This is a genomic window from Ruthenibacterium intestinale (assembly GCF_040096265.1).
In the GTDB taxonomy this organism is placed as follows: Bacteria; Bacillota; Clostridia; order Oscillospirales; family Ruminococcaceae; genus Ruthenibacterium; species Ruthenibacterium komagatae.
In genome coordinates this window covers 16775-30954 of the sequence record NZ_JBBMFA010000095.1, presented here as the reverse complement: position 1 = coordinate 30954, position 14180 = coordinate 16775, and the positions used below count along the sequence as shown (strand labels likewise).

Annotated in this window: 12 protein-coding genes and 1 tRNA gene; 2 read left to right on the top strand and 11 right to left on the bottom strand. The window is 46.1% G+C overall.

What is annotated here, in order from left to right:
• Nucleotides 1–38 precede the first annotated feature (38 nt).
• Genes WMO24_RS09785 through WMO24_RS09775 form a run of 3 tightly spaced genes read right to left on the bottom strand, consistent with a single transcriptional unit; the run spans nt 39 to nt 3569 of the window.
• Nucleotides 39–1115, bottom strand: coding sequence for a Ger(x)C family spore germination protein (locus tag WMO24_RS09785; protein ID WP_349216257.1), 1077 nt, complete (start codon nt 1113–1115; stop codon nt 39–41).
• Complete coding sequence (locus WMO24_RS09780) at nt 1096–2112, bottom strand: hypothetical protein (protein WP_349216256.1); 1017 nt, start codon at nt 2110–2112, stop codon at nt 1096–1098. Before WMO24_RS09780 ends, WMO24_RS09785 begins: the two co-directional genes overlap by 20 nt.
• On the bottom strand, nt 2109–3569 hold the full coding sequence (locus WMO24_RS09775) for a spore germination protein (protein WP_349216255.1): 1461 nt from the start codon (nt 3567–3569) through the stop codon (nt 2109–2111). The genes WMO24_RS09780 and WMO24_RS09775 overlap by 4 nt, the downstream gene beginning before the upstream one ends.
• An 87-nt stretch (nt 3570–3656) precedes the next feature.
• Between WMO24_RS09775 and WMO24_RS09770 the strand changes: the two genes are divergently transcribed.
• Nucleotides 3657–4334 (top strand): DUF421 domain-containing protein, encoded by a 678-nt coding sequence (locus tag WMO24_RS09770; protein ID WP_349216254.1) that lies wholly within the window; start codon nt 3657–3659, stop codon nt 4332–4334.
• Complete coding sequence (locus WMO24_RS09765; protein WP_349216253.1) at nt 4334–4705, top strand: DUF4363 family protein; 372 nt, start codon at nt 4334–4336, stop codon at nt 4703–4705. Before WMO24_RS09770 ends, WMO24_RS09765 begins: the two co-directional genes overlap by 1 nt.
• A 34-nt stretch (nt 4706–4739) precedes the next feature.
• Here the strand turns inward: WMO24_RS09765 and nrdR are convergent, their stop codons facing one another.
• From nrdR to WMO24_RS09725, 8 genes are all read right to left on the bottom strand, one after another.
• Nucleotides 4740–5204: a transcriptional regulator NrdR gene (gene nrdR, locus WMO24_RS09760; protein WP_349216252.1), complete on the bottom strand. Its 465-nt coding sequence runs from the start codon at nt 5202–5204 to the stop codon at nt 4740–4742.
• 31 nt (nt 5205–5235) lie between these two features.
• Complete coding sequence (locus WMO24_RS09755) at nt 5236–5967, bottom strand: sugar phosphate isomerase/epimerase family protein (RefSeq protein WP_349216251.1); 732 nt, start codon at nt 5965–5967, stop codon at nt 5236–5238.
• Between the two features lie 136 nt (nt 5968–6103).
• On the bottom strand, nt 6104–8494 hold the full coding sequence (gene secF / locus WMO24_RS09750; protein WP_349216250.1) for a protein translocase subunit SecF: 2391 nt from the start codon (nt 8492–8494) through the stop codon (nt 6104–6106).
• Between the two features lie 44 nt (nt 8495–8538).
• On the bottom strand, nt 8539–9801 hold the full coding sequence (locus WMO24_RS09745; protein WP_349216249.1) for an aspartate aminotransferase type Ic: 1263 nt from the start codon (nt 9799–9801) through the stop codon (nt 8539–8541).
• Between the two features lie 252 nt (nt 9802–10053).
• Entirely contained in the window at nt 10054–11385 is a 1332-nt protein-coding gene (locus tag WMO24_RS09740; RefSeq protein WP_349216248.1) for a uracil-xanthine permease family protein, read from the bottom strand.
• Between the two features lie 221 nt (nt 11386–11606).
• Complete coding sequence (gene sigK, locus WMO24_RS09735; protein WP_349216310.1) at nt 11607–12293, bottom strand: RNA polymerase sporulation sigma factor SigK; 687 nt, start codon at nt 12291–12293, stop codon at nt 11607–11609.
• Nucleotides 12294–12371: 78 nt separating this feature from the next.
• Nucleotides 12372–13973, bottom strand: coding sequence for an amidohydrolase (locus WMO24_RS09730; RefSeq protein ID WP_349216247.1), 1602 nt, complete (start codon nt 13971–13973; stop codon nt 12372–12374).
• Between the two features lie 88 nt (nt 13974–14061).
• A tRNA-Ser gene (locus WMO24_RS09725) sits at nt 14062–14152 on the bottom strand.
• Nucleotides 14153–14180 lie beyond the last annotated feature (28 nt).

Below are 14180 nucleotides of genomic sequence, written 5' to 3'. Positions count from 1 at the left end.
CACATGCAAAGAGGCCTGTTTCAAACAGGCCTCTCTTTTTATTCTCTGTACAAATTGCTTTTGATACAGATTTGAACATTCCTTTCCAGTTCATTCTGATTTTTCCATTTTTCTACTTGCTGCGCATCATACATCCGAAGCCACCATTCCAATTGAAAAATATCATTTTGACGATAAAACGTATCTTTCACAATATTCATTGCTTCACTTGCAAGCCAACGGTTGACCAAAACGGTTTCGTCCAATGAATTTGAGGCAGAAACCGTTTTCCCTTTTATGCTCAAATGTTCAATTTTCCCTGAGATCTGAATTTCGAGTATCCATTTTCCGTTTTCCGGCTTCACATTTTTTTCAATGGAAAGAGCGGATGTTTCCAATGAAATCAGGGTCTGCTCAAAACTTGTCTGCACCGAAAGATTTCGACATTTTCCATCCAGCAGCAAAGCGACCTGAAGTTCTGTTGCATCCCAAAAAGAGTAACAAATGCCATCCTTGAAAAGCGCTGCCCGTTTCACCCCAATAAATGCATCGCTTTTATCTGAAAAATCCAAAATCGGAAGCCAGCCGCTTTCCCCATGCTCCCCGGGAATTGCTTCAAAAATGCTTTGAGAAGGGTTAGCTTGAAGGGCATTGCGCTCCGTCAGCCGCTCGCCTTCCTGAATAACCGTTTGCAGAACCTCTTCGCATTCAGGAAACTCTTTTCCGTCTAAAGTAGTCAGATACACCGATAAGTTGAGACGGCCCACGTCTTCCTGCCCAAAATAGCACAGATAGCTGGATACCCCCTGCTCAATTGCACCTGGCCCCAAAAACAAAAGCTGATTTTGTGCGTAAAAAGCCGATTTGTTTTGCTGGCGTTCCGCCTGATAGAGCGCTTGCTCCAGATTATCTCCCTGTCCCATATAAATTTGGGCTTTTTCGGTGACAGAGCCTGTGTCGGAGCTCGGTTGACATTGTAACACCACCAACGCTGCCTCCACCTGTCCATCATCCAGCGTATTCACATAAACCGCTTTTACAATCGCCCGTTCACCCAGACTTTTCCCTTGCGCGCATCCGCACAAAAAAATGAGCGGAACGACCAAAGCGAACAGCCTAAACAGCGTTCTGTGCACCGTGGTGCCTCCTTTCCCGCATCGCAGCAGCCACAAGGCAAACCATCAATCCTGTTGTTCCAGCACTTTGAATTACCTGCTGCCAACCCTCCGAGCACAAATTTGTCAGAATCACACCGAGTAAAACACCTCCGACGGCCCAAATTTCCGGGTGTTTGCAATCCACTCGAATCAAGAGAATACTTTTCTGCGCTGTACAGGCATAAAGAGCTGCTTTTGAGAATTCCACCATGGACCAGATCCAAACATGAAGAGCATCCATGCGCTTGAAAACCGAAAGTCTTCCCAAGCGCGACAAAGAATGAAAAACAAGTGTCTGCTGTGCCGCCTGTTCTCCCAAAACCATCTCTCCAAACAAACTGAGTATTGTTCCCAGAATTACAATCGCTCCAAAAATTTTTGAAAAAGAACGCATTTTTCTCCGTCTGTCACCTTTTGCGAAAACAAGCGGGATCAATAGAACCGGGGAAAGGCAAAAGCCAGCCTGTGCGCTTTGTATAATTTCGCACATGGAAAACGGCCTTACAATCAAATTTTCCGGCTGCATTTGCACCAGATTTGCTGCTATAAGCAATCCGATTGAAAACAAAAAAGGTACAAGCATCAGATTGACCAATCGCAGTGTTGTCTCCATGCCGCTCCGCAGGAGATAAAACAATACAGCTAAAAAGATTCCATAAATAAGCATTGACGAATACATTGCATTGCTTGTGAACCGCCAAAACTGTTCCGTGCGTGTAATTGTGCATCCTGCACTGAATGCCATCAATGAAGCCAGTATCACATGACACCACTTGGCAAGCAGCCCCGACTGACTCAACCGCAAAAGCAGCCATAGAATTCCAAGTGTCAGCGCAGAATTTAAAATGGTCGCCGGAATCGTTACCTGAGCACGAAAATATTCTTTTTCAGTAAAGGCTGTAATAATCAAGTCAATGGCTAACATCAAAAAAACCGCTGGAAACAAGGCACGGGCGTTCAACTTGCTCCTTCTCATTCGCTCTCCTCCGCTTCCTGCAATTTGTCTACATAGAAATCAGACTTTGCAAGCCTTTTCCAGCTGCTACGGATCATTCCATCACGCAAGAAATCTTTGCGCGCAGGAGCGATGGGGGCAAGATACGGAATTCCGAACGGGTTCATGCTGCACAGATTACTCAGCATCCACACCGTTAAAGCCGAAATCCCCAATGGTCCCAAAATGCCGCCAGCTAAAATGAACAGAATTCTCAATACTGTCACCGGTTCATACAGTGATGGAACCACATAGGTGCAAATGGCAGTTAACGCTATAACAATGACCACTGGTGTGCCCAAGATGCCCGCGCTGACCGCAGCATCTCCTACGATCAGCGCAGCTACCAAACTGACAGAATGGCCAATCGGTTTTGGAAGCCGCAGTCCTGCTTCCCGTACAATTTCCAGAAGGAAATTCACAAAAAGCGCTTCCAGAAACAACGGCAGCGGTGTGGCCATCTCGGCTGCCGCAACCTTATACAAAAGTTGCGGCGGAAGCAGCTCCGGAGTAAAGTTGGCAATGGACACAAATACCCCCGGCAGCATAACCGCAAGAAAAAACGCCACATATTTCACAATGCGAATCAACGATGCAAAATACGCTTTTTCCGAATAATCGTCCATACTTTGGAAATTCTCATTGAAAAAGTATGGAACAATCATTGCAAACGGGCTTCCATTGGCCAAAACAATGATTTTGCCTTCGCAAATTTTTGCGCTGGACGTATCAGGTCGCTCTGTATACCCGACTGCTTGAAAAAATGAAAAGCGGCTTCGCTGCAAAAAAGCCGCCAGATAACCACTGTCAAACACAAACGGAAGCTGTGTATTTTCTAAGCGTTCACGAACCAATCGAAGAAGCTTTTGAGAAACAAGCTTTCGATTATAGAGCAATGCAATCTCCGTCTGTGTCCGCTCTCCTAAGCTCATGGTTTCCACCATGAGCTCATCGGTTCGAATCAACCGTCGAATCAGACTGATGTTCACGCGAAGAAGTTCCGTAAATCCTTCCCGGGAACCACGTATATTATTCTCCCCACTCGGTTCCTGAACCGAACGAAACTGCATGCTCTGCGTAGAAATCACAAGTGCACGGTCTACGCCATCGATCAAAATCACACTGGTACCCGCAGTCAACTGGGCACGGGCATCGTCCACACATAAAACGCACTTGGACTCCATAGGGACAGCGGTTTTCCTCCAGATGTAATCAAATAATTCCTCCGGGTCGGAAATCGCACGTTCAGGACGGCTGAGAATGTCCAGCATCATAATCCAAAGGCGTTCAATACTGGAAAGTCCCTCAAACATGCAGATGCAACAAGGAATTCCAAACAATTCAATATCCTTTGTATAAAAATCGGTGGCATTTCCAAACAGCCCCTTTAAAAGCAGTTTATTTTCCAGTAAGTCTTTTTTCAAAAGCTGCTGTTCCATCACTGCTTCCCCCTTTCCTGTTTAGTATGCCCGGACCTTGTATGGTTTTAATCAGATAAGGTCATATTGAAAGGGAGGTGTTACGGTATGTTATTGTTGGTTCTGCGCACGCTTCTGATCTATGTTCTAATTATTTTTGCAATGCGCCTCATGGGGAAAAAACAACTGGGCGAACTCCAACCATCTGAACTGGTCTCTACCATTCTGATTTCCAATCTGGCCTCAATTTCCATCGAATCCCCGGAGCTGCCATTGGTCAGCAGTGTGGTGCCCGTTTTTCTGATCGTCGCCCTGGAAATTTTGATTTCTTCACTTTGCGCTCATTCTCATACTGCGTCTCGATTGGTTGCCGGTTCACCCAAAATCATTATCAGAAATGGGCAGATCGACCAGAAAACATTGAAGGAACTTCGCTTTTCGGCAGAAGACTTGTTGGAGGCTCTTCGCGGAAAAGATATTTTTGAACTGGAACAGGTGGAGTTTGCCATCGTCGAAACCAACGGTAGCATCAGTGTGCAAAAAAAGTTTGAATATGAAAGTCCTACCAATGAGATGACGCAGCAAGCTCCTCCGCCAGCCAGACAACCATCTCTGCCTTTGATTGCAAACGGGACAATTCTGAATGAAAATCTTCATTTTCTGGGAGTCGACCTTCCTTGGGTGGAAGAACAATGCCGTATGCGTGGATTTTCTATTCGAGACATTCTGCTGTTTTTATGCAATGATGCAGGACAGATTCTTGTGATTCCGAGGGAGGGGCTTTGATGAACCGTCGCGTATATGCTGCACTTCTGATTCTTCTGAGCACATTTTCACTGAGCTGGTTCAGCCATATTCAAATACATCGGATTACTGAATATACCTGCGCGGGACTCTCAGAAATACGTCAGGCGGCATCTGAGGAAAAATACGATCTCGCCAGCCAAATTCTTGATGAAACATTATCCTATTACAAGCATAAGCAACATTTCCTGGAATTTTTCATCAAGCGTGAAACAGTGATTACCACCACGGTCAACCTTCAGGGACTGAAAGCTTATATCAACCGCACTTCAATAGCAGACCTTTTCAGCGAAATTGCCAAAGCGCAAGAACAACTTCAAATGATGGAGCACTTATTTACCGCAATTGTATAAAAAAGGACTTTTCCTGACGGAAAAGTCCTTGCTTTTATTTCTGAGAGCGCTTGTTCAGCAAATCCTTTAATTCATCCATAAATGTATTGATGTCGCTGAACTGCCGATAAACCGAAGCAAATCGCACATAAGCCACTTCATCGATTCTCTTCAATTCCTGCATGGCCAGTTCGCCGATATGGATGGATGTCACTTCGCGGTCATAGGAATTCAATAATTCCTGTTCAATGTTATCCACGGCAGTTTCCAGCATTTTATATGTCACCGGACGCTTTTCGCAGGCGCGCATCAAACCATTCAATAACTTTTGACGGTTAAATGCTTCGCGCGATTTATCCTTCTTAATCACCATCAGCGGAACAGTTTCCACAATTTCGTATGTAGTAAAACGTTTCGAGCATGATAAACATTCCCGGCGGCGGCGAATACGCTCTCCATCATCCGCAGGGCGGGAGTCAATTACCTTTGATTCAATTTCACCACAATACGGACATCTCATAACTCTTGATTACCCCTTCCTCATTTTGCCTTTAATAACTCTCTATAAAGGAAACCGCATTTACCAGCTGCTGTTTCGTTTGAAACCCATCTCGATACAATTCTACTACCATACTGCAAGCTTCCCGCTTTAAACGGGGCAGCAGAAGTGCCCATGCTTCTTGCCCCTCACCTGGTGGTAAACAGTCACAATCCAGGTCAAAATCACTCAGGTGGGCATGGCGGATTTTCCCTTTCATCGCATCCAAAAGAGCATCCACATGATTCTCTGCTCGGCGGGCCTGCTTCAAATCCAGAACAAATTCCGCCCGATCATCTGTCAGCTCTCTCATGCGTCGAATCTGCTCCCAAAAACCGCATTTGCACCGTACCACGTTTTCCTGGCAAAGCGCCACACCATATTCTTTTCCAACACACTGCAACGCACTGTAGTTTTTGCAATAAGCCTCAAAGGGATAGGCCGTGTTCTTATAATCACCGTGGAAAACTAAAATTGGAGCTTCTAAAATTCGGCACGCTTCAAAATACCGTCGATATAAAGCAACCCCATCCTCAAATCGAGTTCCATAAGAAGAGGCAAAAAAGAAAGATTCCATCATCGACGTAAATGGATGTACAGCCAGTACATGCATGTCACTTTTCTTCACGATCGACTTCAAACGGGATAAATACTCCGGCTCCAATTCCCGGAATGTGTTTAAAAACACTTCAACACCTTTTACCTCGCTTAACGAAATTTCAAGCAGTGCCTGTTCCGTTTCCATCGGAAAAAAGCAAGCTGTCGATATTCCACACTCCATAAAGCAGCCTCGCTTTTCTTTACAACTAGTATTAGTATTACATAAAGTACATTTTTTTGCAATAGAAAAAAGCGGGCATATTGCCCGCTTTTTTCAGAACTTATTTTGCTTTTTTCTTCTTTACCGTCTTTTTGCGGCGAGATTCCCACTCGACCCACAGAGGTCCTGCGATACAAATCGAACTATACACGCCGGAAACCATACCAATCATCAGGGGGAACGCAAATGTGAAGATGCTGTCAAGTCCAAAGACAATCGAAATCACGCACACGCTGCCCAATGCAAGCAGAGTGGAAAGTGTTGTATTGATTGTTCGACGGAGACTTTCGTTGATGCCCGAGTTGACCAACGCAGCAAAGTCGACATGTTTGGAACCGCTCAAACTTCTGTCTTCCCGGATGCGGTCATAAATAACAACCGTATCATTGATCGAATAACCCAAAATGGTCAACATCGCAGCAATAAAGTTTCCGTTGAGAGGAATTCTCAGAATGACAAAAACACCGAAAATAACGATCATGTCATTCAGAAGCGCAACAATGGCCATTGTTGCTCCGCGCCAACCGCCCAGCTTTTTAAAGCGAATGGAAATATAAATCAAAATCAAAACAGCCGCTGCAGCGATTCCAACAAGGCTCTTTGCAAAGAACTCTCCGCCAATTGTCGGATCCACATTGTTCATGGACAACTGTTCAAAGGAATTGTCGGGATAGTTACTGGCAAGCATCTCTCCCAAAGCCTCAACTGTTTCAGTTTCGACTGTTTCCGTACCCGGCAAAGTAATCGTCAGGGTCTGCGAATCAGACGCAATGCTGCTACCGCTCTGCAGTGTCACCGAAGACCCCAGGATTTCCTGGACATCTGCTTTGACGGAATTCATGTCCATTTCACCAGTATAGCTGTAGGTCAGCATTGCACCGCCTTTGAACTGAATGTCCATCTTAACGCCAAACACCAGGCTGAACACGACAATGACAATCAGCAGTGCACTGGAAAAAGCAAAGAATTTTTTGCGATTTCCGACAATGTTGATTTCCTTTTTCGGCTTTGCCTCAGCACCGGGGCGTAGTGCACCATACAATACCGGATTGCGCATGCATTTCAGCTTCGAAATCCCTTTCAGCATGATGCGGGTCGAAATAACGCCAAATACAAAGTTCAGCAGAACGCCCACCAGCAAAGTATAGCCGAAGGAATAAATCGTTCCTGCCGTCGACGGTCCGAACGCAAAGAAAATCGGACGCAGAAGTTTGGCAAAGAAACTATCCGTCGGTCCAAAGGCGCCCATCAACATAACCGCCACAATGATAACAGTTACGTTGCCGTCGATAATCGGTGTCAAACCACGATCAAAGCCGGCTCGCAAAGCACCTTCGATGGTCTTCCCTCTTCGAATTTCCTCTTTAATACGTTCCGCCGTAATTACGTTCGCGTCTACGCCCATGCCGATTGCAAGAATAATACCTGCAATACCGGGCAAAGTCAGCGTAAAGCTGTTCAACACAGAGAAATAACCGGACACGAATGCCAATGTCATTGCCGTTTGACCCAACAGAGCAATCGATGCAATGAAACCGGGCAGCCGATAATTAAAGATCATGAACAGGACAACCAGCACAAACGCGATCACACCCGCGAGCACCATTGCATCCAGGGAGTTTGCACCCAAGCTGGGGCTGATTGTGCTGTACGTCTCTGCCTCCAATGCAAACGGAAGCGAGCCCGAATTGATTTGGTTAGCCAGCGTAATAGCTTCCTGGCGTGTTTCATCATCCGAACCATTCAGCGTGATCTGTGCATGGCCATCGGTAATAGCCGACTGCACCTGAGGATACGAAATCATCGTATCGTCCATCCAGATGGAAATGGTTCCTTTGGGGCTTTCCTCAGACAAACGCTTTGTGGCCTCTGCGAACTTATCCTTACCGGACTCGTTCAGTTCCAGCGCAACGTAGTACTCGCCATAAGTAGAGCTTTCCCGGTTTGTGTCAACGCCCGGCGTTGCACTCTTGATATCTGTCCCTTCCAGGATGATATTTTCCGCAGTTACACCCGTCGGCTTTCCCTCGGAATCCACTTCATTTCCTTCACGGAACGTAAGTCTTGCTGTCGCTCCGATTTCCTGGATCGCGCTCTCCGGATTAAATTCCGTCTCGTCCTCTTTCCAGGGGAAACGAACAATGATGCGGTCTTTATCATAGTCCGCATACACTTCGTTATCCGTAATGTTCAGGTTGACCAAACGTTGTTCGACAATCGCCTTTGCCGCATCCATTTGCTCATCCGTAGCATCATAGCCGTCTGCAGGCATAAAAGTGACGTCTACGCCGCCACGGATATCAATACCAAAGCGAATGTTCTGTGCACCTTTGATCCAAATTTTTGTTGTATCGCCATACTGTGTACTGACGCCAAAGAAAGCCGTAAAGGCAAAAAGGACGATCAGAACAGCCACAACAAAAAATTGCCAAGGTCTGCCTTTTGTTTTCATGGTGTTCCTCCAGAAAAGATTTTATCAGAAAGTGCTGGTTTTCATTACGCCAGCAGCTTTTCTACCGTCGCTAATTTTACTGCCACACACAAAAGGTGCGTTGCCGTCTCCAACTCCTCCAACGGTGGATATGTCGGAGCAATACGAATATTGGTGTCATCCGGATCGATTCCATAGGGGTAAGCTGCACCGGCTCCCGTCAAAACGACTCCCGCCTCTTTGCATAACTGTACGGTGCGCTTGGCAACGCCCTGTGTGTACAAACTGATGAAGTAGCCGCCGTTAGGCTTTGTCCAATGGGCAAGCTTCTCATAGTCTCCCAGTTCTTTATCAAAAATCGAAAGTACTGTTTTGAACTTCGGCTCCACAATCTGACGGTGCTTATCCATGTGTGCTGCAACGCCATTTGCATCTTTCAAAAACTTCACATGACGAAGCTGGTTAAACTTATCATAACTGATAATCATGGAAAACATATTCTTTAAAATATATTCTACATTTTTCAAGCTTGCCGCCATCGCTGCGACGCTTGCGCCGGGGAATGTTACTTTGCTCAAAGAGCAGAACATCAACGGACGATCTTCACAGCCCACCTTGCGGCACTCGTCCAGAATATTCAGGACATGGTCCGGTGTGTCTGTCAAATGATGAACACAATAAGCGTTGTCCCAAAAAATTTTGAAATCAGGTGCAGCAGTTTTCATGGCCGCCAGGCGTCGAACCGTCTCATCGCTGTAGGAGTACCCATCCGGATTCGAGTACAAAGGTACGCACCAGATTCCCTTCACCTCTTCATCCTGTACAAGTTTTTCAACTTGATCCATATCCGGACCGGTGGGAAGCATCGGCACAGTAACCAGATCAAAACCAAAATACTCCGTCACTCGAAAATGGCGATCATAACCGGGAGCCGGGCAGAGAAATTTTGGTTTTCCTGCACTCCAGGGGCGCGGGCTATCAGCAAATCCGCTGCGCCAGCCCAACTCAACCAGATAGTACATCATGTTCAGGCTGGAGTTTCCGCCTACAATCACTTCTTCCGGTTTTGCCCCCAAAATTTGGGCAAAAAATGTCCGCGCTTCCGGCATACCTTCCAAATTGCCGTAATTTCTGGAATCAATTCCCGTCTCCCCGATGTAGTCACGAATAGACAACATATCCATCGACAGATCCAACTGTTCCGGCGAAGGTTTGCCGCGGGACATATCCAATTTTAATCCCTTGTCACAGTACCCCTTATAAATGCGCTTTAAAGACTGGTACTCTTCTTCCAGATCTTCCCGATTCATGGCAAAATAATTTGTCACAATCCTTACCCCTCTCTGAATCACCATTTTTGCTGTGCCCCTTTCCCCTCAGACACAGCACAATCCCATCGGACTTACACAAGTTTATATTATAATATAATTACAGCAAAGTTACAAGTTCCGTAAGTGCTTTTCTCCGTGCAAAAGATGAAATTCATTGTTTTCTGCTTTTTATCTGTCAACCAGTCGATAAAGATTCCCCTGTTAAAAGCACCCCGCACGGAACGTGCGGGGTGCTTTCTGAAAACTCATTTATACTTTGAAAGTTACGGAAGTATCGCCTTCCAAATCTTTTCCGAATTCGTAATCATTGCCCGGCAAAATTGCGTTCAAAAGAATTCCCGCAATAGCAGCAATGGCAAGACCAGAAAGATTGATGACCAGGCCAAACACCGGAATGTTGATGCCGCCCACAGAATTGAAGCCAAGCGCGCTGACCAAAATCACTGCAGCGATAATCAGATTGCGCGAATTGGTAAAGTCGACCTGATTTTCCACGATATTTCTTACACCTACCGCAGAAATCATTCCATACAACACGAAAGAAATGCCACCAATAATCGCAGTCGGAATGGTCTGAATCGCAGCACCGACCTTCGGGAAGAACGAAAGTGCAATCGCAAATACAGCAGCAATGCGCATAACTTTCGGATCGTACACCTTTGTCAAGGCCAGAACACCCGTGTTTTCGCCATAGGTCGTATTGGCCGGGCCGCCAAAAATACCCGCTAAACTGGTCGCTAGGCCATCACCGAGAAGCGTCCGATGCAAGCCAGGATCTGCCAGGTAGTTTTTTTGGGCAGTAGCACTGATCGCCGCAATGTCACCAATGTGCTCCATCATCGTTGCCAGAGCGATCGGTGCAATGGTAATGCAGGCACTGATGCTGAACTTGGAAAAGGTGGAAGGATGCAGGGCCACACCCACCACAGAGGCTTCATTGATCGCAGTGAAATCCACTTCGCCCATAAGCAATGCCACAATATAAGAGCCAATGACACCAATCAGAATCGGAAGGATCTTGACCATCCCACGGCCCCAGATATTGCACACAATGATAATCACCAATGCTACAAACGCGAGGAGCCAGTTTTCGGCACAGTTCGAAATTGCAGTAGGAGCCAAAATCAGACCGATGGAAATAATGATCGGGCCCGTTACCACCGGCGGGAAGAAGCGCATGATTTTTCTGACCCCAAAAACTTTAATCAGCGCAGCCAAAACGACATAAATCAGGCCGGACACTACTACACCGCCACAGGCATACGGCAGCAACTCCGTATTGGCACTGCCATCAGCCAGACGAGGCGCAACTGCTGAAAAGCCGCCCAAAAACGCAAAACTGGACCCCAAAAAAGCCGGAACTTTGCCCTTTGTGATTAAATGGAACAGCAACGTGCCAAGTCCTGCCATCAAAAGCGTAGTCGACACATCCAGCCCGGTAATAATCGGCACGAGCACCGTTGCACCAAACATGGCAAACGTATGTTGGATTCCTAAAATCAGCATCTTGGGAATTCCAAGCTGGCGTGCGTCGTAAATTCCTTCCGTGCCCAACGCCAGGTTCTTTTGTTCATTTCCCATTTCTTTTTCCTCCTCAAAATATGTTCCTCTATAAATAGAAAAACGGCCACCTCATTGTCAATTGACAACAAGATTGCCGTTTACATAAAGGTCAAAAACACATCACGTTCAAAATTCCAATCTCCGCATACCAGTGTGCGCATGTTAACGACCTCTTTTTCCACATTTTCATTAATAATACCAGAAGAAGTCCGGTTGCGCAAGTCCTTACGAATAAAAGTTTATGGAAGTTTTGCCTGTAACATCTGACGACGCATTTGCAAAATCGCCTTTTTTTCGATGCGTGATACATAGCTTCGGCTGATCTTCAAAATATCTGCTACCTGTTGTTGTGTTAAGGCTTGATTTCCGTTCAGTCCATACCTCAAAACAACAATTTGTCTCTCCCGGCCAGACAGCAATTGCACCACTTTATAAAGTTCTGCTATTTCTTCTTTTTTTTCGTATTCTTCACGAATATCCAAAGTATCTGCCATTACATCATTGAGAGTTAAACTGTTCCCTTCCCGGTCACTTTCAATCGGCTCCTGAATCGAAACATCATTCTGGCATTTTCGGGACGCTCTGAACTGCATAAGAATTTCATTTTCAATGCAGCGCGCAGCATAAGTGGCAAAGCGAGCGCCTTTCTGATTATCGAAGCTATTTACCGCCTTAATTAAGCCGATTGTGCCAATGCTGATCAGGTCTTCCTGCTCAGCTGTCGCTCCTGCATAATATTTTTTAGCGATATGCGCCACCAGGCGAAGATTGTGCCGAATCAGTTTTTCACGCGCCTCATCGCTTCCATTTTTGAATGCTTCAAAAGCCTCAATTTCTTCCCGGGCACTCAGCGGCTTTGGGAAGCTGCTGCTTTCCAAATGAAGCGCAAAATAAAGAATATGGCTTGCGATAAAGCTCAAAATCATTCCAAACAATTGCTCATCCCCTCCCTTTAATGTATTGTATGGTAAATCATGGTACACAAATGCAAAGAGCTGCGAATTTTATTCCGCAGCTCTTTTTTGATAAATGGTGCGTCCCTCTTTTATGGTTTCAAGCACCTCTATATTTTTTAATGCTTCCGCTGGGACATCCAAAGGATTTTGGGACAAAATCACCATGTCTGCCAATTTCCCCGGTTTTAAACTTCCCTTACGGTTCTCTTCAAAATATTGATATGCGCCATGAATTGTGATTGCCTTTAAAGCAGCCAGCGTATCAATGCGCTCCTCTTCTCCCAGAATCCTGCCTGTTTTGGTTTTCCGATTTACTGCACACCACACTGTTTCCATCATATCCGGCTCAATGACTGGTGCGTCCTGATGAAAAGTAAACGGAAGCCCCAAACGCATCGCTGTCTGAGCAGGACTGATTTTACTTGCGCGTAAGTCCCCAAAATTTTGCACATGAACCTCTCCCCAATGATACACATGCGCTATAAAAAAGGATGGCAAAACACCAAGCTCCCGCATCAACGGAAGCTGGTCAGTTCCCACAAGCTGTGCATGGATCATAACGGGCCGGATATCCGGTGCATCATCTAACTCTCCCATCGCACGAGCAACTGCCTGAAGATATTGCTGCGCCGCTGCATCACCGTTGCAGTGTGCTAAAATCTGACGTCCTTCTCGCATGGCACGACGCACGGCATTTAAAACGTCTTTATCCATCATGGAAGGATAACCAAAATTCTCCTCTTGCCCCACATATGCAGTGCGCATCCAGGCAGTTCTGCTCTGTGGAGAGCCATCTAAAAAGATTTTGTATCCGCCGATTTTCAGATGGTCCGAATATTGATCAACATGTTTGGCCATTTGGGTGGCGATGGTCCCATAGTCCTCAACACCTGCATATGCGACAACATCCAGTTCTAATGCATGTGATGTGCAGAGCATCTGATAGAGACCCACCATCTCTTTCATAAGATATCCATCCTGAACGGTCGTAATGCCATAAGACGCATAACGCTTCTGCGCCTGCTTTAATGCATTAAGAATCTCTTCCGACTGTGGCATGGGAATTTGCTTCAAGTATGAAAGAAAGGCATTTTCTTCCATATAACCCGTTGGCTCTCCCGCTTCATCCTTTTCAATTTTTCCGCCTGCTGGCGCCATGCTGCTTCTGGTAATCCCCAGAAAATTCAGCGCAGCTGTATTAAATACACCATTGTGACCCGAACGATGCTGTAAAACAATCGGGTGACCAGAAGAGGCCTCATCCAGTATTTCACGTGTAGGGTGGGTTTGTTCATCCAGCGCATTATGGTCGTATCCTTTGACGATAACCCACTGGTTGTCCGGCAGATGTCTGTTCTCAATAAACGCAGCAATTCTTTTTTGAATATCTGAAAACGTGTGAGCCCCCTCTACGGACACCTGAAGCAGCGACATTGCATATCCCATAAAATGGCTGTGCGCATCAATAAAAGAGGGCATCAGCGTGTGGCCTTGCAAGTCCACACATTCAAAATGCGTTCCAGCTGCCTGCCTGACTTCGTCCAGCGCTCCAACAGCTACAATCTTGCCATCCTGTTCCAGCAGCGCTTGGGCACAGGAAGGCGTTTCCATGGTTAGAATCGTACCGTTCCAATAAAGTTTTTGCCGCAAACCCTTGCCCTCCTTTTTTCCTGCATATACATTCGTCTGAATCCACCGTGTTAAACAAAAAACCGGAAGCAAAGCTTCCGGTTTTTTCTGGCGGAGAGTTAGGGATTTGAACCCTAGGTACCTTTAAAGGGTACACACGATTTCCAGTCGTGCGCCTTAGACCACTCAGCCAACTCTCCATGGCACAAAGTGCTTTATTATATTACC

Coding starts and splice junctions, on each gene's coding strand:
- WMO24_RS09780 (WP_349216256.1), bottom strand. CDS start 2,112: ATGAGAAGGAGCAAGTTGAACGCCCGTGCCTTGTTTCCAGCGGTTTTT.
- WMO24_RS09775 (WP_349216255.1), bottom strand. CDS start 3,569: ATGGAACAGCAGCTTTTGAAAAAAGACTTACTGGAAAATAAACTGCTT.
- WMO24_RS09770 (WP_349216254.1), top strand. CDS start 3,657: ATGTTATTGTTGGTTCTGCGCACGCTTCTGATCTATGTTCTAATTATT.
- WMO24_RS09765 (WP_349216253.1), top strand. CDS start 4,334: ATGAACCGTCGCGTATATGCTGCACTTCTGATTCTTCTGAGCACATTT.
- nrdR (WP_349216252.1), bottom strand. CDS start 5,204: ATGAGATGTCCGTATTGTGGTGAAATTGAATCAAAGGTAATTGACTCC.
- WMO24_RS09755 (WP_349216251.1), bottom strand. CDS start 5,967: ATGGAAACGGAACAGGCACTGCTTGAAATTTCGTTAAGCGAGGTAAAA.
- secF (WP_349216250.1), bottom strand. CDS start 8,494: ATGAAAACAAAAGGCAGACCTTGGCAATTTTTTGTTGTGGCTGTTCTG.
- WMO24_RS09740 (WP_349216248.1), bottom strand. CDS start 11,385: ATGGGAAATGAACAAAAGAACCTGGCGTTGGGCACGGAAGGAATTTAC.
- sigK (WP_349216310.1), bottom strand. CDS start 12,293: ATGATTTTGAGCTTTATCGCAAGCCATATTCTTTATTTTGCGCTTCAT.